The organism is Rhodobacter sp. SY28-1 (assembly GCF_005222785.1).
Classification (GTDB): Bacteria; Pseudomonadota; Alphaproteobacteria; order Rhodobacterales; family Rhodobacteraceae; genus Tabrizicola.
The window spans coordinates 690,722-708,771 of record NZ_STGH01000002.1; the positions used below are offsets into that span (position 1 = coordinate 690,722).

Sequence of the window (18,050 nt, forward strand, 5' to 3'; positions counted from 1 at the left end):
TCCATGAAGAAGGGCCGCATCGGTTGATGCGGCCCGTTTTCACGTTCTCACTCTCGGCTTCGTATCCCGTCCGGCCTTTCGGCCAGGGTCGGCTCAGCGGCCGATCGACGCGATGTCGCCGCGGCACAGACCGATATCGTCCAGCTCGCGATCCGAAAGCTTGTTCAGCGCCTTGCGCGTCACGCGGGCATCATTCCACGCCTGGAACGACAGAACGACGTTCGACAGGGCGTTGATGGCACGGTAGGTGGTGATGGCGCCGTAGGGCGCCGGGCGGGTCGTCTCGACAGCGGCCATGGCTTGCATCCTTGTTTTCAAACTGCACAAATCGGAGGCCTATTCCTCCATGCCAAGTCAGATAGTTGTGCTGCATGTGCAAAGCAAGCGATGGACGAGCAAAGCCGCCATGCAGCCGCCGCATGACGTGTGTCAACATTTTGTCATTTTTTTCATAGCCTTCCAGTGTGGCCGCTGGAAAGTGTCGTATTACTGACGCAGCCGGTCGCTTTCTGCAAGCGCAAAATACACCGCGCAGATGTCAGCCCTTGCCGGAAAGCCATTGGCTGATGTTCGCTTTTCGTGCTAACCCGGTCTCCAAGGGCAGGAACAGGGGCAGCGATGCGCGTCATCGGCATCGATCCGGGATTGCGGAACCTTGGTTGGGGCGTGATCGACGTGGCCGGGTCGCGTCTCACCCATGTCGCGAACGGCATCTGCCATTCCGACGGGCAGGATGGCGATCTTGCTGCCCGGCTCCTCTCGCTGCATTCACAACTGACCGAGGTTTTCCGGGCCTGGTTGCCCGAAACGGCGGCGGTGGAACATACCTTCGTCAACAAGGACGCAGTGGCCACGCTGAAACTGGGCCAGGCGCGGGGCATTGCTCTGCTGGTTCCGGCGCAGTTCGGGCTTGCGGTCGGGGAATATGCCCCGAACGCGGTGAAGAAGACCGTGGTCGGTGTGGGCCATGCCGCCAAGGTGCAGGTCGACCACATGGTCAAGCTGCAGTTCCCCGGGGTGAAGGTTGCAGGGCCCGATGCGGCGGATGCGCTGGCCGTGGCGATCTGCCATGCGCACCACGTCCAATCCTCGGGCCGACTCGCGGCAGCCTTGAGGGCAGCCGAATGATCGGGCGGATTTCCGGGCGGCTCGACTGGCGGGGCCCCGACCACGTCCTGATCGACGTGCGCGGGGTCGGCTATATCGTCTACGTCAGCGAACGAACGCTTGCGGGCCTGCCGGGTGTGGGTGAGGCCGTGTCGCTTTACACCGACCTTCTGGTGCGCGAGGACCTGCTGCAGCTTTTTGGCTTCCCGACCATGCTGGAGAAGGAGTGGCACAAGCTTCTGATGACCGTGCAGGGTGTTGGCGCGAAGGCCTCGATGGCGATCCTCGGCACCCTGGGGGCAGAAGGAGTCGGCCGCGCGATCACCCTGGGTGACGCGCGGGCGGTGCAGGCCGCCCCCGGCGTCGGCCCCAAACTCGCCCAGCGCGTGATCCTGGAACTCAAGGCCAAGGCGCCGGGCGTGATGGCACACGGCGCGGGCCTCGCCTCGGCGGCGGTGGCGGACGATGTGGTGGTCGAGCCGGTCGCAGCCCCCGCCCCCCGCAAGGCGGCGAAGGTCGACGAAGGCGCTGCTCGGCGGGCCGCGGCGTCGGCCGATGCGCTCTCGGCCCTCGTGAACCTCGGCTACGGCCAAGGCGATGCAGCGCAGGCCGTGGCGACGGTGGCCGGCGACATGCCTGACGCGGACGCGGCCGGGCTGATCCGTGCCGCGCTGAAGCTGTTGGCGCCGAAATGACATCCGACCCCACCCTCCGCCCCGAACGCCTGCCCGAGGATACCGACAAGGCGCTCCGCCCGCAGATGCTGGCCGAATTCATCGGGCAGGCCGAAGCGCGGGCGAATCTGGCCGTCTTCATCGAAAGCGCCCGGATGCGCGGCGAGGCGATGGACCACACGCTGTTCCACGGCCCCCCCGGTCTGGGCAAGACCACGCTCGCGCAGATCATGGCGCGCGAGCTGGGGGTCGGCTTCCGCATGACCTCGGGCCCCGTGCTGGCCAAGCCCGGCGACCTGGCGGCGATCCTGACCAACCTCGAACCCCGCGATGTCCTCTTCATCGACGAGATCCACCGCCTGTCCCCGGTGGTCGAGGAAGTGCTGTATCCCGCGCTGGAAGACTTCGCGCTGGACCTCGTCATCGGCGAAGGCCCCGCCGCTCGGACGGTGCGGATCGACCTGCAGCCCTTCACGCTGGTCGGCGCGACCACCCGGCTGGGCCTCCTGACCACCCCCCTGCGCGACCGCTTCGGTATCCCGACCCGGCTGGAGTTCTATTCCGACGCCGAGCTTTACGAGATCGTCGCCCGCGGCGCCCGCCTGATGGGCCTGCAGGCAGACCCCGAGGGCTGCCGCGAGATCGCCCGCCGCGCCCGCGGCACGCCCCGCATCGCCGGGCGGCTTCTGCGGCGGGTGGCCGACTTCGCGCTGGTCGAGGCGGGTGGGCGGATCAGCCGCGAACTTGCCGACCGGGCGCTGACCCGGCTGCAGGTCGACAACCTTGGCCTCGACGGTGCGGACCGTCGCTATCTGACCCTGCTGGCCGAAAACTACGGCGGCGGGCCGGTCGGGGTAGAGACCATCGCGGCGGCCTTGTCCGAGCCGCGGGATGCCATCGAAGAGGTGATCGAGCCCTACCTTCTCCAGCAGGGCCTGATCCTGCGCACCCCGCGCGGGCGCATGCTGGGGGCCAAGGCCTGGCGGCACCTGGGGCTGGAAGCCCCGAAGACCGCTGCGCAGGCGGACCTGTTCGGGGGCAAGTAGGCACCGATGGCACCAGGAGAGATCGAAGCTCTGTTTACCCGCAGCGACGGCCAGTACCTCTTCGCGCGCTGGGGGCGACCCATCGTGCCGGTGGTCTTCGGGGTGGACGATGCGTCGCTTTCGGTCTTCAAGGGGGCTTTCGAGGCGGTGGTGGCGCTTGCCGGTCACAGTATGGCCGAGACCGACCCGGAACTGGGCGTCAACCTGATGGTCTTCTGCTTCCGTGACTGGGCCGAGCTGCTGGAGGTCCGGGACCTAGGTCGGCTGGTCCCGGAACTGCCCGCCCTTGTGGCGCGGCTGGAGGCGGGCGGGGCGAACCAGTACCGGATCTTCCGCTTCGACCGCGACGGCGCGATCAAGGCGGCCTTTGTCTTCCTCAAGATGGACGCGGCCCTGGCGGCGATGGAGGCGGAGACGCTGGCCCTGGCCCAGGCGGCGCTGACCATCGTCCTCTGGTCGGACCGGGCCTTCAACGGGACATCCCTGCTGGCCAAGGTCGGGGAAAGGGTGATCCTGCGGCCGCAGATCGGGGCGGTGATCCGGGCCGGCTATGCCCCGGCGATGCCAGTCGTCGCCCGCGATCCGTCCCATGCCCTGCGGCTGGCGGCGCGGGTGTCCACGGTGGACAACTAACCTATTTCCTACCCATATCAGCGCCTTGTTCGATTTCAGTAGGGTTTTGTTAAGACCCGCCCGCAGCCCTGCCTTTTTGCGATGAATTCACGCGGCCGGCTCGTGCGCCTGTGGTAAACATTGCCCCAGACATTCTGCCCACGTCCCTTTTCTCCCCCCCCCCCCCCGGCCCCCATTCCGGTGCCCCCAATGTCCCTGCGTTCCCCGCGAGAGCGGTTGATCCAGACCCTTGCCTACGAGGCTGGCGGGCTTTGCCTTTCGGTACCCCTGGTCGCCCTGTTCGGCGGCGGGACCACGGGCGAGGCCTTCACCTTGATGCTGGCCCTGTCGGTCGCCGTCATGATCTGGTCGCCAATCCACAACACCCTGTTCGACTGGGCCGACCTGCGCCTCAGCGGACGGCTGGCCAGCGACCGGCCGCAGGGCTGGCGCCTGGTCCATGCCGCCAGCCACGAGGCTACGACGGTCATCGTCACTCTGCCCATCCTGATCTGGCTGGGGGGCATGGGCTTCTGGGCGGCACTGCTGGCCGACCTCGGACTTACGCTGCTCTACGCTGCCTATGCCTATGTCTTCCATCTGATCTACGACCGGCTGCGCCCCGTCAGATCGCCCGCGAAAGGGCTTGCCAATGACTGAACTGTCGCCCGCCCTGCCCCGGCAGGAACCGTTCGGGGTCCATCTGATGATCGACGGCTATTCGGCCTCGGGCCCGCTGATGACCGACGCGCCCGCCTTGCGCCAGCTGCTGCTTGACCTGCCGGGAGAGATGGGGATGCACCCGATATGCGCACCCGTCGTGGTCGAGGTCGGCCCGAACTGCCTGAAGGACCCGGGCGGGTTGTCGGGCTTTGTGATGATCGCCGAAAGCCATATCAGCTTTCACACCTTCCCGGGCCGCGGCTTCGTGACCATCGACCTTTACACCTGCCAGACCGGCCTGGACCGGCAGGCGACGCTCGACCGGCTGTTGCATGCCTTCCGGCTGGTCGATGCCGAGGTGCATGTCCAGGAACGCGGCTTGCGCTATCCAGCCGAAAACCTTGCCGCTTTCTGATCCGGTCGTGCTATGCCGCACCGGCAGCGGCAGGAGGCACCGGCGTGACGCACAGGTTCGGGGTGAAGGTCTATTACGAGGACACGGACCTCGCGGGAATCGTCTACTACGCCAATTACCTGAAGTTCATCGAACGCGCCCGGACCGAATGGGTCGCCAGCCTTGGCGTCGATCAGGTCGCACTGAAGGCGCGTGACGGCATCGTCTTCGCCGTCCGCCGGGTCGAGGCCGATTACCTGCGCCCCGCGAAATTCGCCGATGACCTGGTGGTAGAGACCCGGCTGCAATCCCTGGGCGGGGCCCGCATCGTGCTGGAGCAGGTGGTCCTGCGCGGGGGTGAGAGGCTGTTCGCGGCCCAAGTGACGCTGGTCTGCCTGACCGAGGATGGCCATGCCGCGCGGCTTCCGGCCGAGGTGCGGGCGCGGCTGTCTGGGCCGCTGCACTGAGGCTGACGCGACGGCTCGTCAGAGACTTCGTCCCTCCTCGCGGCGAGACCCACCGACGAGGAGACGCAGTCGAACGAGGAGGCGCCGCCCGCGGATGACAAATGCCGTCACCCGCCAGCGAAACCCTGCCCACCACAGACTTGTGTTGGCATTCCCCCTGCACTCTTGCTAGAATCAGCGCTAACGGAGCCGAGAAACGGCCCGATCAACAAGAGCAGGCGTATGGAAACGGACACCCTTGCGTTGGCGCAGGAGATTGATTTCTCCATGTTCGCCCTTTTTGCACGCGCGACCCTGACGGTGAAGATCGTCATGTTGATGCTGCTGATCATGTCATTCTGGTCCTGGGCGATCATCATCCAGAAGCACATCATGCTGCGGAAGGCGAAGGGTGAAGCCTCGATCTTCGACCGCGCCTTCTGGTCGGGTGAGCCGCTGGATGAACTGTACGAAAAGATCGGGCCGGACCCGCAGGGGTCGTCGGAAAAGATCTTCTCGGCGGGCATGCTGGAATGGCGGCGGTCCCACAAGCAGGACGGCGGGCTGATCGCGGGGGCGCAGTCCCGCATCGACCGGGCGATGAACGTCGCCATCGCGCGCGAGGCCGAGTTCATGAACCGCGGTCTCAGCTTCCTGGCCACCACCGGCTCGACCGCGACCTTCATCGGTCTGTTCGGCACGGTCTGGGGGATCAAGCACAGCTTCGAACAGATCGCCATCAGCCAGAACACCAGCCTGGCCGTCGTGGCCCCCGGTATCGCCGAGGCGCTTCTGGCCACCGGCGTCGGTCTGGTCGCGGCGATCCCGGCGGCGGTCTTCTACAACAAGCTGTCTGCCGACATCGACCGGGTGCTCGGCGGCTATGAAAGCTTTGCCGACGAATTCGCGACGATCCTGTCGCGCCAGCTGGACTCCTGACCATGGGCGCGAGTGTGGGAACGGGCGGCGGTGGCGGCGGACGGCGCGGCGGCCGTCGCCGGGGCGGCCGCTCTGCGGCGATGAGCGAGATCAACATCACGCCGATGGTCGACGTGATGCTGGTGCTGCTCATCATCTTCATGGTGGCCGCGCCGATGCTGACGGTGGGGGTGCCAGTCGAATTGCCGAAGACCGCGGCGGCGGCCCTGCCGACCGAACAGGAGGAGCCCCTGACGGTGACGATCACGGCGGACGGGCGGCTGGCGATCCAGACGACCGAGGTCACGGATGCCGAGATGATCCCGAAGCTGTCGGCGATTGCGGCCGAGCGGACCTCGAAGAAGATCTTCCTGCGTGCCGATGGCGCCATTCCCTATGAACGGGTGGCGCAGGTCATGGGCGCCCTGAACGCAGGCGGGTTCAACGAGATCGGCCTTGTCACGGATGGCGACGGGCCAAGCTTCGGCTCGGGCGCTGCGTCTGATGCTGGAAACGACGGCGGCTGAGGCGGATGGACACGCGGTTCCAGACGGGAACGGTTGTATCGGCGATCGGGCACGCAGGGTTGATCCTGTTTGCGTTGGTCGGCGACTGGCTGTTCGCGGATGCACCACCGCAAGACATCATCGTGACCTCCGTCTCGATGATTACCTCGGACGAGTTTGACGCGCTGCAGGCTGCGGCGACGGCAACCCCGGCAGAGGAGGATACTCCCGTCCGCCCGCAGGCCCGGCCGGAAGACGTGGTGGAGCCACCGCCAGAGCCGGAACCCGAGCCGGAACCGGAACCGGAGCCCGAGCCCCTGCCCGAACCGGAACCCTTGCCCGAACCGGAACCCCTGCCCGAACCGGAGCCGGAGCCGCTTCCGGAACCCGAGCCCGCGCCCAACGATCTGCCACAGGCCGAAACCGAACAGGTTCTGCCCTCGGAATCGCTGGAAATCCAGCCGGTTCCCGAGGCCGAAGAAATCATCGCCCCCGATCCTGTCCAGCCCGAGACCGAGGCCGAGACGTCGGACACGCCCGAACCCGCCGTTGCCGAAGACCCGGCGGCCGAAGAGGTGATCGAGCAGGAGCCGACCGAGGAAACCGTGGCCGAGGACACCGGCGACGTGACCCAGACCGAGGCAAATGTCGAGGATGAAGCCGAGACGGGCATGCAGACCTCGATCCGCCCGAAGTCACGCCCCGAACGCGCGCCGGAGCCTGAACCCGCGCCCGAGCCGGAAGTGGCTGCCGAAGAAGCCCCTGTCGAGGAACCTGCCGAAGAGCCGCGGGAATCGGCCGAGCTGAACGTGCAGCCGGTGGACGATACGGAAACCCAGGACGCGATCGACGCGCTTCTGGGCGAGGCCACGGACGAACCGGTGGAAGAGCCCGCTGCGGCCGGTGGACAGGACCTGCCGCAAGGCCCGCCGCTGACGGGCGGCGAGATGGGCAACATCTCCTCCTCCATCGCGCGGAAATGGAACCTCGGCGCGTCCTCGACCGATGCGATGAGCTCGATGGTGGTGATCCGGGTCACCTTCTCGCAGGACGGAACGCCCATCGACTTCCAGCAGCTCGAAGCCGAAGGGCCGAGTGCAACGGGGATCGACACCCTGTTTGCGACGGCAAAGCGCGCGGTGACGCGGGCGCATCAGGACGGCGGACTTCCGCTGCCTCCGGACAAATACGACACCTGGCGCGTGCTTGATCTGGTCTTCGATGCCAATGGGATGAGAGCGCGATGAGCAGCCAGTCGTGGAACCGGATGGGCATTTTTCCCCTTTTCTCTCGCCGGGCAGGCGGGCAAGCACAAACAAAAGAACGGAGCATGAGGCCGATGATCAGACCCATGAGAACAACCTTCCGAACGCTTCTGGCGCTGGCCTTCGGGATCGGCACCCTGATTGCGACCCCGGTCCTTGCGCAGGAACCGCCGCGGATCGTCATCGGTCCCGGCGTTATCGAACCGATGCCCATCGCGGTGCCCACCTTCATCGACGAAGGCGGCGCGGGGGATTATGCGCGGGAAATCAGCCGCGTGGTTATCTCGGACCTGGAAGGCACCGGCTTCTTCCGCAACATCGGCGAAGAGGCGCATATCAGCCGGATCACCAGCTTTGACGGTGGCGTGGCGTTCGAGGACTGGAAGGCGATCAATGCCCAGGTTCTGGTCACCGGCGCGGTAAGCGTCGCGGGCGACCGGATCACGGTGAAGTTCCGCGCTTATGACGTCTTCAACGGCAACACGCTGGAAGGCGCGGCCCTGCAATTCGCCGGCACGACCGACGGCTGGCGGCGGATGGCGCACAAGGTGGCCGACGTGATCTATTCCAAGATCACCGGCGAAGGCGGCTATTTCGACAGCCGCGTCGTGTTCGTCAGCGAGTCCGGCCCGAAGAACGCCCGCCTCAAGCGGCTGGCCGTCATGGACTACGACGGCGCCAACGTCGCCTACCTGACCGACAGCAACGCCATCGTGCTGGCCCCCCGCTTCTCGCCCGCCGGCGACCGGATCGTCTACACCAGCTTTGAAACCGGCTTCCCGCGTATCACGCTGATGGACGTGGCCAGCCTGCAGCGCCGCGCGCTGGAGGAACAGCCGGGCACCATGACCTTCGCCCCGCGCTTCTCGCCCGATGGCCAGACCGTGGTCTTCAGCCTCGAACGCGGCGGCAACAGCGACATCTACCTTCTGGACCTCAACTCGGGCGCGCTGACGCAGCTGACCAATTCGCCGTCCATCGAGACGGCCCCCAGCTTCAGCCCGGATGGCAGCCAGATCGTCTTTGAAAGCGACCGGACCGGCGTGCAGCAGATCTACGTCATGCCCGCCAGTGGCGGCGAAGGCACCCGGATTTCGGGGGGCGAGGGGCGCTATGGCACCCCGGTCTGGTCCCCGCGCGGTGACTACATCGCCTTCACCAAGCAGAACGCGGGCCGCTTCCACATTGGTGTGATGCGCACCGACGGGTCGGAGGAACGCCTCCTGACCGCCAGCTTCCTGGATGAAGGCCCGACCTGGGCCCCGAACGGGCGCGTCCTGATGTTCACCCGCGAAACGAGTGGAGCAGGCGGGCAGACCTCGCTCTGGTCGGTCGACATCACGGGGCGGAACCTCAAGCAGATCCCGACCGACGGCCCGGCCTCCGACCCCGCCTGGTCGCCGCTTCTGCCGTGAAATGTGAACGACAAAATCATCGGGCCGCCGATTCACACGGCGGCCCAAAGCTGATAATCTGACCGCAATCGAGCCAACAAGAAGGATGACCCCCCATGAGCCTTGCTGCGAAGTCGCTTCTCCTGATCGCCGTCCTGGGCCTTGCGGCCTGCAACAACCCTGACCGCTATGGCGCCGGAGCCGGTGGCGCGGGCGGAGCCGGTGGAGCCGGGGGCGCGGGCGGGATCGACACCACGGGCCTTGGCGATCCGAACAACCCGACCTCGATTGCCTATTTCAACCAGACCGTCGGCGATCGCGTCCTGTTCGCGGTGGACCAGTCGACGCTCTCGCCCGAAGGCCGTGCGGTCCTGACCCGTCAGGCGCAGTGGCTGATGACCAACCCGGGCTACGCCGCGATCATCGAAGGCCACGCCGACGAACAGGGCACGCGGGAATACAACCTCAACCTCGGCGCCAAGCGTGCGGCCGCGGTGCAGAACTTCCTGATCAGCCAGGGCGTGCCCGCAGGCCGCCTGCGCACGATCAGCTACGGCAAGGAACGCCCGCTTGAGGTCTGCTCGGAAGAGGCCTGCTATGCCAAGAACCGTCGCGCGGTGACCGTGCTGTCGGCAGGCGCAGGGGTCTGACCTGATGCGTCGGCTTGGCCTTGCCGTTGCCCTCTGCCTGCTGCCGGTCCTGGGTCATGCCCAGGACCGGGCGCAGACCCTGGCCGACATCCGCGCCGAGCTTGGCGCGCTGGCGGCCGAGTTCAACGCGCTGAAGGCCGAGCTCATTTCGTCCGGCGCGGCGGCGACCGGGGCGGCGGGTGGCGATGCCCTGCAGCGGATGGACACGATCGAGGCGACGCTTGCCCGCCTGACCGCCCGCACCGAAGAGGTCGAGCTGAAGCTGAACCGGGTGGTCTCGGACGGCACAAACCGGATTGGCGACATCGAATACCGGCTGTGCGAAGTGACCGAAGGCTGCGACCCGGCAACGCTGGGCTCGACGCCCACTCTGGGCGGTGACACCGGCGCAGCCCCGGCTCCGGTCGCGACCGACACCGGCGTGGGCACGGCCCCGGCGACGGGCGGGACCGAACTTGCCGTGGCGGAACAGGCAGACTTAGACCGGGCCAAGGAGGTGCTCGGTCAGGGTGACTTTCCCGGAGCTGCAGCGCTCTTTGCGACCTATGCCCAATCCTATCCTGGCGGGCCGCTAGTCCCCGAGGCGCATTACCTGCGCGGCGAGGCGCTGACCAAGACCGGCGACACCGGCAATGCAGCGCGGGCCTATCTGGATGCGTTCTCGGCAGCCCCCGAAGGCCCGTTTGCCCCTGACGCGCTGTTGAAGCTGGGCGAGGGGCTGGGCGCCCTGGGTCAGGTGCAGGAAGCCTGCGTGACCTTGGCCGAAGTCGGCAACCGGTTCCCGGGCAGCATGGCAGCCACGCAGTCCACCGTGGCGATGCAGGGCTTCGGGTGCCAGTAGGCGATGACCGGCTGGTCGGGCTGATCCGCGACGGGTTGCCTGCCGGGGACACCATCGGAGTTGCGCTTTCGGGCGGTGGGGATTCCACCGCCCTTCTGCATCTGTGCCTGCGCGCGGGGCTGCGGGTCGAGGCAGTGACGGTGGATCACCAACTGCGAATCGAGAGTGCAGCCGAAGCGGCGAGTGTCGCGGAAGCTTGCCGCGCAATCGGCGTCCGGCATGAGCTGCGGGTCTGGGAGCATGGCGCAGTCACCGGCAACCTGATGGATGCGGCCCGGCGGGCACGGAAGGCGCTGATCGGCGATTGGGCGCGGTCGCGGGGGATCGGCGTGATCGCCTTGGGCCACACCCGGGACGATCAGGCCGAGACGGTGCTGATGGGTCTGGCGCGGGGTGCGGGGCTGGCGGGGCTTTCGGGCATGCGGCCCGCGTGGGAGGGGGGCGGGTTTCGGTTCCGGCGTCCGCTCCTGTCCGCGGGGCGCGAGGAGTTGCGCGTGTGGCTGCGGTCGGAAGGTATCGGTTGGATCGACGATCCGACGAACGACAACGACCGCTTTACCCGGGTAAAGGCGCGCAAGGCGCTGGCGGCGCTGGCTCCGCTGGGGATCACCGTGGACCGCCTCGCCGAGGTGGCCGGGCATCTGGCGCGGGCGCAGGCGTCGCTGGTGGCGCAAGCGGTCACCGCAGCGCGACGGCATGTCGCGGAACAGGCCGGAGCGCTTCGCTTCGACGCGGGCCTCTGGACAGAACCCGGCGAGGTGCAGCGGCAGGTCGTGCTGGCGGGGCTTATGTGGCTCACTAAGGCCGGGTATCCCCCCCGGGCGGCAGAGACTGAACGACTGATGCTTGCCCTGTCCCGCGGGCAGGACGCGACGCTGGCCGGTTGCCGGGCGCGGGCCGGATGGCTGATGCGCGAACCCCGCGCTGTGGGCGACCCGGTCGCGGTCGGCGGCCTCTGGGACGGGCGCTGGCGCGTCACAGGGCCGCAGGGCGAGGTGCGCGCGCTTGGGGCCGAGGGGCTGCGTCAAGTCAAGGACTGGCGCATGACGGCCCTGCCGCGTGAGGTTCTGGTGGTCACGCCGGGGGTCTGGCAGGGCGAAATCCTGCTGGCGGCGCCTTTGGCAGGGCATCCGGGCGCCTGGCAGGCGGAACTGGACGCACCGTTTCACCTTTTCGGACTCGTGGATTGAACCTGCGGGCCAAAAGTCTATCTTGTACACAAAGCCGCCTTGGCCTCATGGGAGGAGCACGGCGCATTCGGGAGATCCCTTACCTTGGGTAATGCACGCAATATCGCGTTCTGGGTCGTGCTGTTGATTCTGGTCATGGCGCTGTTCCAGCTGTTCTCGGGCAACCAGACCACCATGTCCTCACGGTCGCTGTCCTATTCCGACTTCATCGAACGGGTCGACGCCGGGCAGGTGTCGCGGGTGGTGCTGGACGGCGAAAAGATCGTCGTGACGACGAAGGACAACGCAACCTTCGTCGCGATCAAGCCAGCGGGCGACATCGTCACCGACAACCTCGCGCGCGAGCTGATCGCCAAGGGGGTCGAGGTCGAGGCCGAGCCGCAGGCGCAATCGGGCTTCGTCTCGGTGCTTCTGTCCTTCCTGCCGTTCCTTCTGCTGATCGGCGTCTGGATCTACTTCATGAACCGGATGCAGGGCGGCGGCCGTGGCGGCGCGATGGGCTTTGGCAAGTCGCGCGCCAAGCTCTTGACCGAAAAGCAGGGCCGCGTGACCTTTGACGACGTCGCAGGCATCGACGAGGCCAAGGAAGAACTGGAAGAAATCGTCGAATTCCTGCGCAACCCGCAGAAGTTCAGCCGTCTGGGCGGCAAGATCCCGAAGGGCGCCCTCCTCGTCGGCCCGCCCGGCACTGGTAAAACCCTGCTGGCCCGCGCCATCGCGGGTGAGGCGGGCGTGCCCTTCTTCACGATCTCCGGCTCCGACTTCGTCGAGATGTTCGTCGGCGTGGGTGCCTCCCGTGTCCGTGACATGTTCGAACAGGCCAAGAAGAACGCCCCCTGCATCGTCTTCATCGACGAGATTGACGCCGTGGGCCGCGCCCGTGGCGTGGGCATCGGCGGCGGCAACGACGAACGCGAACAGACGCTGAACCAGCTTCTGGTCGAAATGGACGGGTTCGAGGCGAACGAAGGTGTCATCATCATCGCCGCCACCAACCGCAAGGACGTGCTGGACCCGGCTCTGCTGCGCCCCGGCCGCTTTGACCGCCAGATCCACGTCCCGAACCCCGACATCAAGGGGCGCGAGAAGATCCTGTCGGTCCACGCCCGCAAGGTGCCGCTGGGCCCGGACGTCGACCTGCGCACCATCGCGCGCGGCTCGCCCGGCTTCTCGGGTGCCGACCTGATGAACCTGGTGAACGAGGCCGCCCTGATGGCCGCCCGTGCCGGTCGCCGCTTTGTCACGATGATCGACTTCGAGAATGCCAAGGACAAGGTCATGATGGGCGCGGAACGGCGCAGCATGGTCCTGACCCCGGAACAGAAGGAAATGACCGCCTATCACGAGGCTGGCCATGCCATCGTCGGCATGGCGCTGCCGAAGTGCGACCCGGTCTACAAGGCCACGATCATCCCGCGCGGCGGCGCACTTGGCATGGTGATGAGCCTGCCGGAAATCGACCGCCTGAACTGGCACCGCGACCAGTGCGAAGAGCGGATCGCGATGACCATGGCCGGCAAGGCCGCCGAGATCATCAAGTACGGCGCGGACTCGGTCTCGAACGGCCCCTCGGGCGACATCCAGCAGGCCTCGGCGCTGGCCCGCGCCATGGTGCTGCGCTGGGGCATGTCGGATGTCGTGGGCAACATCGACTATGCCGAGGCGGCGGAAGGCTACCAGGGCAACACCGGCGGCTTCTCGGTCTCGGCCGAGACGAAGCGGCTGATCGAACAGGAAGTGAAGCGCATCATCGACGAAGGCTACGAGACCGCCCGTCGCATCCTGCTGGAAAAGCACGACGAATGGGAGCGGCTGGCCAAGGGACTTCTGGAATACGAAACCCTGACCGGTGACGAGATCCGCAAGGTTGTCGCGGGCGAGCCTCTGGGCGGCGACGACAGCGCCGACAAGCCATCCTCGGGCGGCGGCACCACCTCGGTCGCGGCGATCCCCAAGACCAAGGCGCGGGCCAAGAAGCCCGGTCCGGAACCGGAACCCGCACCACTCTAAGATCGAAAGGCCCCGCACCGTCGGGGCCTTTTGCTTTCCGGCCCGCGCCGCTAACCTGCCCGCGCTGCAGGGAGATCACGGATGATCAAGGCATTCGCAACCAAGGGCGCGCGTCTGGAACTTCTGGACCTTGCAGACCGGCATCTGGGCGACGCCCTGTGGATCGACCTCGAATCCCCCTCGGAGGCCGAAGAGGATGCCGTCGAAGCCGCGCTTGGCATCGACATCCCCACCCGTGAGGACATGCAGGAAATCGAGGCCTCCTCGCGCATCTATCGCGAAAGCGGGGCGCTGTTCCTGACCGCGCAGGTCGTCGCCAGCCACGAGGCGCGCGAGACCGAGCTTGGGCCGGTGACCTTCGTGGTCCTGCCGGATCGGCTGGTGACGGTGCACTACCATCATCCCGGATCGCTGGCCCATTTCGCCGACTGGGCCGCGCGGCACGACACTGCGCTGCAGTCTGGCCTAGACGCCTTGCTCGGGCTGCTGGAAGCCATCGTCGACCGGCTGGCGGATATCCTGGAGGCCGAGGCGAGAAGCCACGAGGTGCTGTCGAAGGCGATCTTCGCGGCACACAGGCCCTCGGGCAAGGCCGAGACGTTGCAGGCGGTCCTGCAACGGATCGGGCGGGCCGAGGCGATGAATTCGAAGGCCAACGAAAGCCTGTCAACCATCCTTCGGCTTCTGACCTATCTGACCGCGACGCCCGAAGCCGCGGGTGGGCCTTGTCTGCAGACCCGGCAGATGCCGGTGGCTATGGCACAATTGCAGGACCTGCGCAGCTTGCGCGAGGTGGCGGTGGCGCAATCCGAAAAGGTGCGCTTCCTCCTTGATGCGACGCTGGGGGTCATCAACATCCGGCAGTCCGACGTCATCAAGATCTTCTCGGTCGTGGCCTTCGTCTTCCTGCCCCCCACCCTGATCGCCAGCATCTACGGGATGAACTTCGACACCATGCCTGAACTGTCCTGGCGCTGGGGCTACCCGATGGCGCTGGGGCTGATGGTCGTCTCGGCGCTTGTGCCGTGGCTGATCTTCCGCTGGAAGAAATGGCTGTGACGGTTCCGAAGCCCGTCGACTGGGACCCGGCGCGCTATGGCGCGTTCCGCGACCTGCGGTTGCGTCCCGCACTGGACCTTCTGGCGCAGGTGCCCGACCTGCCGCCGGGCGATGTCGTCGACCTTGGTTGCGGCGACGGCGCCGTGGGTCCGGCGCTGGTGTCGCGCTATCCGACCCGCTGCCTTGTGGCGGTCGATTCCTCTCAGGCGATGCTGGCCAATGCTTCCCTGCGGCGCTGCTATGAACACACGACACTGGCGGACATCGCCGAGTGGCAGCCCGAACGCCCGCCCGCCCTGATCTTCTCGAACGCCGCGCTGAACTGGCTGCCGGACCACGCGACGCTCATGCCGCGGCTGGCCGGGATGCTGGCGCCCGGCGGGGTGCTGGCGGTGCAGATGCCGCGCCAGGGCGAGGCGCCGTCGCATCGCTTGCTGCGCGAGGTGGCAGGCCGCCTGTTCCCCGGACGCGATCCGGTGACCCGGACCCCTGTGCTGCTTGCCGGAGACTACGTTCACCTCCTTCGGGACTTTGGCACCGTGACCGCCTGGACAACCGACTACATCCAGATCCTCGACCCCGTGTCCCAGGGCCACCCGGTCCGCGCCTTCACCGAATCGACCGCCATGCGGCCCTATGTGGCAGGCCTGACCGAGGCCGAGCGTCGTGCCTATCTCGAAGCCTACGACACCGCCTTGGCGACGGCCTATCCGCCCCTTCCCGATGGCCGGGTCCTTTTCCCCTTCACCCGCGTCTTCTTTGTCCTGGAGCGACCCTGATGCCAGCCCTGATCCCCACCGACCACACCGCCCGCGTCGTCTGGCTGGGCTACCAGCCCGTGCCGGTGGAAAAGCTGGTCATCACCGCAAAACCTCTGACCGAGATGCCGCTGACCTTCGCCGGGTTCGACGGCGAGGTGCACGCAGGGCTGACCCGGCCCTCCTGCAGCCGGGTGACCAAGCAGTATCCAAAGAACACCACGATCCGGAACGTCCGGCAGCTCTGCATCGTCAGCGCCGAGGAAATGGCCGAAGTCGCCGCCGACATGGGCCTTGCGCGGATGGACTACGCCTGGGTCGGGGCCTCCCTCGTGCTGGAGGGTATCCCGGACCTGACCCACCTGCCGCCCTCCAGCCGCCTGCAAGGCCCGGACGGGGTCACGCTGGTTGTCGACATGGAGAACCTGCCCTGCCAGGAACCCGCCGTGACGATCGAGAAGGCTCTGCCGGGTCAGGGCAAGGGCTTCAAGCGCGCGGCCGAGGGCAAGCGGGGTATCACAGCCTGGATCGAGCGCGAGGGCGTCCTGCGGCTTGGCGACGTGGTGCGCCTGCATGTCCCGGCGCAGCGGGGCTGGCGCCCGGACAGCTGAACCAGTCCCGCGACCCAGCGGAAAAATAGTTAAATGTGGTGAAAATTTCCGTTCCGTCGGGGCCAGTTTCGTATCGGAAACCGGACAAGGCGATTTTCGCGGTCTTTAGGTCGCAAAACGCCTTCGACAAGGGCCCTCCGCCCGGTATCACGTCGCAAACGGCATATTTGCCCGCACATAAGCCCATTGGGGAGACACACATGGCCTTCAAGACCGACATCGAGATTGCGCGCGAAGCGAAGAAGAAGCCGATCATGGAGATCGGGGCCAAGCTGGGCATCCCGTCCGAGCATCTGCTCCCCTACGGCCACGACAAGGCCAAGGTCAGCCAGGAGTTCATCAAGTCGCTGGCGGGCAAGAAGGATGGCAAGCTGATCCTCGTCACCGCGATCAACCCGACCCCGGCGGGCGAAGGCAAGACGACGACCACGGTGGGTCTGGGCGACGGTCTGAACCGGATCGGCAAGAAGGCGGTGATCTGCATCCGCGAAGCCTCGCTTGGCCCGAACTTCGGGATGAAGGGTGGCGCGGCTGGCGGCGGGATGGCCCAGGTCGTGCCGATGGAGGAGATGAACCTTCACTTCACCGGCGACTTCCACGCGATCACCAGCGCGCACAACCTCCTGTCGGCGATGATCGACAACCACATCTACTGGGGCAACGACCTGGGCATCGACGAACGCCGCGTCGTCTGGCGCCGGGTCATGGACATGAACGACCGCGCGCTGCGCGACATCGTCGTGTCGCTGGGTGGCGTTTCGAACGGCTTCCCGCGCCAGACCGGGTTCGACATCACCGTAGCGTCCGAAGTCATGGCGATCCTCTGCCTGTCGAACGACCTGGACGACCTGCAAAAGCGTCTGGGCGACATCGTCGTGGCCTATACCCGCGACAAGAAGCCGATCTACTGCCGCGACATCAAGGCCGACGGCGCGATGACCGTGCTCCTGAAAGACGCGATGCAGCCGAACCTGGTGCAGACGCTGGAAAACAACCCGGCCTTCGTCCACGGCGGCCCCTTCGCCAACATCGCCCACGGCTGCAACTCGGTCATCGCGACCAAGACCGCGCTGAAGCTGGGTGAATATGTCGTGACCGAAGCCGGCTTCGGGGCTGACCTCGGCGCCGAAAAGTTCTTCGACATCAAGTGCCGCAAGGCGGGCCTCAAGCCCTCGGCCGCGGTGATTGTCGCCACCGTCCGCGCGATGAAGATGAACGGCGGCGTCGCCAAGGCCGACCTCGGCGCGGAAAACGTTGATGCGGTGAAGAAGGGCTGCCCGAACCTTGGCCGCCACATCGCCAACGTGAAGTCGTTCGGCGTGCCGGTGGTCGTGGCGATCAACCACTTCTACAGCGATACCGATGCCGAAGTAGCCGCGGTCAAGGCCTATGTCGCCGAACAGGGCGCCGAGGCGATCCTGTGCAAGCACTGGGCCAACGGCTCTGCGGGCATCGAGGATCTGGCGAACAAGGTCGTACAGCTGGCCGAATCCGGCGCTGCCAACTTCGCGCCGCTTTACCCCGATGACATGCCGCTGTTCCAGAAGCTGCAGACCATCGCCAAGCGGATCTACCACGCCGATGACGTGATCGCCGACAAGTCGATCCGCGACCAGCTCAAGACCTGGGAAGCCGCCGGGTACGGCCACCTGCCGATCTGCGTGGCCAAGACCCAGTACAGCTTCACCACCGACCCGACCGTGCGCGGCGCCCCCACGGGCCACACCGTCCCGGTCCGCGAGGTGCGGCTCTCGGCGGGCGCTGGCTTCATCGTCGCGATCTGCGGTGAGATCATGACCATGCCGGGCCTGCCCAAGGTGCCGTCAGCCGAGGTGATCCGGCTGAACGACCAGGGTCACGTCGAAGGGCTGTTCTGACGCGTTGCCCTTCGCGGGCCTTCCCCTTA

General features: G+C 66.7%; 20 protein-coding genes. 19 read left to right on the top strand and 1 reads right to left on the bottom strand.

What is annotated here, in order from left to right; genetic code table 11:
• Positions 1-93: 93 nt before the first annotated feature.
• On the bottom strand, positions 94-297 hold the full coding sequence (locus E8M84_RS12385; RefSeq protein WP_137111487.1) for a DUF1127 domain-containing protein: 204 nt from the start codon (positions 295-297) through the stop codon (positions 94-96).
• 321 nt (positions 298-618) lie between these two features.
• Here E8M84_RS12385 and ruvC point away from each other — a divergent pair, with 321 nt between their 5' ends.
• The 19 genes from ruvC to E8M84_RS12480 all read left to right on the top strand — a co-directional run bounded on the left by ruvC (position 619) and on the right by E8M84_RS12480 (position 18,021).
• Positions 619-1,128, top strand: a complete 510-nt coding sequence (gene ruvC, locus E8M84_RS12390) for a crossover junction endodeoxyribonuclease RuvC (RefSeq protein ID WP_137111488.1) — start codon at positions 619-621, stop codon at positions 1,126-1,128.
• A complete protein-coding gene (gene ruvA / locus E8M84_RS12395) occupies positions 1,125-1,802 on the top strand; it encodes a Holliday junction branch migration protein RuvA (RefSeq protein ID WP_137111489.1) in 678 nt (225 codons plus the stop codon). The genes ruvC and ruvA overlap by 4 nt, the downstream gene beginning before the upstream one ends.
• On the top strand, positions 1,799-2,827 hold the full coding sequence (gene ruvB, locus E8M84_RS12400) for a Holliday junction branch migration DNA helicase RuvB (RefSeq protein ID WP_137111490.1): 1,029 nt from the start codon (positions 1,799-1,801) through the stop codon (positions 2,825-2,827). Before ruvA ends, ruvB begins: the two co-directional genes overlap by 4 nt.
• Positions 2,828-2,833: 6 nt before the next feature.
• Positions 2,834-3,460 carry a hypothetical protein gene (locus E8M84_RS12405; protein WP_137111491.1) on the top strand — a complete coding sequence of 209 codons (627 nt, stop codon included), beginning with the start codon at positions 2,834-2,836 and terminating at the stop codon, positions 3,458-3,460.
• A gap of 189 nt (positions 3,461-3,649) precedes the next feature.
• Entirely contained in the window at positions 3,650-4,099 is a 450-nt protein-coding gene (locus E8M84_RS12410; protein WP_137111492.1) for a PACE efflux transporter, read from the top strand.
• Positions 4,092-4,517 carry an S-adenosylmethionine decarboxylase gene (gene speD / locus E8M84_RS12415; protein ID WP_205914604.1) on the top strand — a complete coding sequence of 142 codons (426 nt, stop codon included), beginning with the start codon at positions 4,092-4,094 and terminating at the stop codon, positions 4,515-4,517. Before E8M84_RS12410 ends, speD begins: the two co-directional genes overlap by 8 nt.
• 44 nt (positions 4,518-4,561) lie before the next feature.
• Positions 4,562-4,963: a tol-pal system-associated acyl-CoA thioesterase gene (ybgC, locus tag E8M84_RS12420; RefSeq protein WP_137111493.1), complete on the top strand. Its 402-nt coding sequence runs from the start codon at positions 4,562-4,564 to the stop codon at positions 4,961-4,963.
• A 222-nt stretch (positions 4,964-5,185) separates the two neighbouring features.
• On the top strand, positions 5,186-5,881 hold the full coding sequence (tolQ, locus tag E8M84_RS12425; protein WP_137111494.1) for a protein TolQ: 696 nt from the start codon (positions 5,186-5,188) through the stop codon (positions 5,879-5,881).
• 2 nt (positions 5,882-5,883) lie between these two features.
• On the top strand, positions 5,884-6,387 hold the full coding sequence (tolR, locus tag E8M84_RS12430; protein WP_137111495.1) for a protein TolR: 504 nt from the start codon (positions 5,884-5,886) through the stop codon (positions 6,385-6,387).
• 5 nt (positions 6,388-6,392) lie between these two features.
• The gene (locus E8M84_RS12435) at positions 6,393-7,613 is read left to right on the top strand and encodes a hypothetical protein (RefSeq protein ID WP_137111496.1); all 1,221 of its coding nucleotides are present in this window, start codon (positions 6,393-6,395) and stop codon (positions 7,611-7,613) included.
• Positions 7,614-7,717: 104 nt separating this feature from the next.
• On the top strand, positions 7,718-9,046 hold the full coding sequence (gene tolB, locus E8M84_RS12440; protein ID WP_137111497.1) for a Tol-Pal system beta propeller repeat protein TolB: 1,329 nt from the start codon (positions 7,718-7,720) through the stop codon (positions 9,044-9,046).
• 95 nt (positions 9,047-9,141) lie between these two features.
• Positions 9,142-9,675, top strand: a complete 534-nt coding sequence (gene pal / locus E8M84_RS12445; protein WP_137111498.1) for a peptidoglycan-associated lipoprotein Pal — start codon at positions 9,142-9,144, stop codon at positions 9,673-9,675.
• 4 nt (positions 9,676-9,679) lie between these two features.
• Positions 9,680-10,516 (top strand): tol-pal system protein YbgF, encoded by an 837-nt coding sequence (ybgF, locus tag E8M84_RS12450; protein ID WP_137111499.1) that lies wholly within the window; start codon positions 9,680-9,682, stop codon positions 10,514-10,516.
• Complete coding sequence (tilS, locus tag E8M84_RS12455; protein WP_170971920.1) at positions 10,507-11,706, top strand: tRNA lysidine(34) synthetase TilS; 1,200 nt, start codon at positions 10,507-10,509, stop codon at positions 11,704-11,706. The genes ybgF and tilS overlap by 10 nt, the downstream gene beginning before the upstream one ends.
• 84 nt (positions 11,707-11,790) lie before the next feature.
• Positions 11,791-13,716, top strand: a complete 1,926-nt coding sequence (gene ftsH, locus E8M84_RS12460) for an ATP-dependent zinc metalloprotease FtsH (protein WP_137111501.1) — start codon at positions 11,791-11,793, stop codon at positions 13,714-13,716.
• 81 nt (positions 13,717-13,797) lie between these two features.
• The gene (locus tag E8M84_RS12465) at positions 13,798-14,775 is read left to right on the top strand and encodes a magnesium transporter CorA family protein (RefSeq protein ID WP_137111502.1); all 978 of its coding nucleotides are present in this window, start codon (positions 13,798-13,800) and stop codon (positions 14,773-14,775) included.
• A complete protein-coding gene (locus tag E8M84_RS12470; protein ID WP_240790369.1) occupies positions 14,742-15,554 on the top strand; it encodes a methyltransferase domain-containing protein in 813 nt (270 codons plus the stop codon). Before E8M84_RS12465 ends, E8M84_RS12470 begins: the two co-directional genes overlap by 34 nt.
• Entirely contained in the window at positions 15,554-16,144 is a 591-nt protein-coding gene (locus E8M84_RS12475) for an MOSC domain-containing protein (RefSeq protein WP_137111503.1), read from the top strand. Before E8M84_RS12470 ends, E8M84_RS12475 begins: the two co-directional genes overlap by 1 nt.
• Positions 16,145-16,344: 200 nt before the next feature.
• Entirely contained in the window at positions 16,345-18,021 is a 1,677-nt protein-coding gene (locus tag E8M84_RS12480; protein WP_137111504.1) for a formate--tetrahydrofolate ligase, read from the top strand.
• The last annotated feature ends 29 nt before the right edge of the window (positions 18,022-18,050 follow it).

What these genes read in the sequence shown, in the direction of transcription:
- speD (WP_205914604.1), top strand. Translation starts at nt 4,092, where the DNA reads ATGACTGAACTGTCGCCCGCCCTGCCCCGGCAGGAACCGTTCGGGGTC.
- E8M84_RS12465 (WP_137111502.1), top strand. Translation starts at nt 13,798, where the DNA reads ATGATCAAGGCATTCGCAACCAAGGGCGCGCGTCTGGAACTTCTGGAC.
- E8M84_RS12435 (WP_137111496.1), top strand. Translation starts at nt 6,393, where the DNA reads ATGGACACGCGGTTCCAGACGGGAACGGTTGTATCGGCGATCGGGCAC.
- E8M84_RS12475 (WP_137111503.1), top strand. Translation starts at nt 15,554, where the DNA reads ATGCCAGCCCTGATCCCCACCGACCACACCGCCCGCGTCGTCTGGCTG.
- E8M84_RS12410 (WP_137111492.1), top strand. Translation starts at nt 3,650, where the DNA reads ATGTCCCTGCGTTCCCCGCGAGAGCGGTTGATCCAGACCCTTGCCTAC.
- E8M84_RS12405 (WP_137111491.1), top strand. Translation starts at nt 2,834, where the DNA reads ATGGCACCAGGAGAGATCGAAGCTCTGTTTACCCGCAGCGACGGCCAG.
- pal (WP_137111498.1), top strand. Translation starts at nt 9,142, where the DNA reads ATGAGCCTTGCTGCGAAGTCGCTTCTCCTGATCGCCGTCCTGGGCCTT.
- ruvB (WP_137111490.1), top strand. Translation starts at nt 1,799, where the DNA reads ATGACATCCGACCCCACCCTCCGCCCCGAACGCCTGCCCGAGGATACC.
- ybgF (WP_137111499.1), top strand. Translation starts at nt 9,680, where the DNA reads ATGCGTCGGCTTGGCCTTGCCGTTGCCCTCTGCCTGCTGCCGGTCCTG.
- E8M84_RS12480 (WP_137111504.1), top strand. Translation starts at nt 16,345, where the DNA reads ATGGCCTTCAAGACCGACATCGAGATTGCGCGCGAAGCGAAGAAGAAG.
- tolR (WP_137111495.1), top strand. Translation starts at nt 5,884, where the DNA reads ATGGGCGCGAGTGTGGGAACGGGCGGCGGTGGCGGCGGACGGCGCGGC.
- ruvA (WP_137111489.1), top strand. Translation starts at nt 1,125, where the DNA reads ATGATCGGGCGGATTTCCGGGCGGCTCGACTGGCGGGGCCCCGACCAC.
- tolB (WP_137111497.1), top strand. Translation starts at nt 7,718, where the DNA reads ATGAGAACAACCTTCCGAACGCTTCTGGCGCTGGCCTTCGGGATCGGC.
- ruvC (WP_137111488.1), top strand. Translation starts at nt 619, where the DNA reads ATGCGCGTCATCGGCATCGATCCGGGATTGCGGAACCTTGGTTGGGGC.
- tolQ (WP_137111494.1), top strand. Translation starts at nt 5,186, where the DNA reads ATGGAAACGGACACCCTTGCGTTGGCGCAGGAGATTGATTTCTCCATG.
- E8M84_RS12385 (WP_137111487.1), bottom strand. Translation starts at nt 297, where the DNA reads ATGGCCGCTGTCGAGACGACCCGCCCGGCGCCCTACGGCGCCATCACC.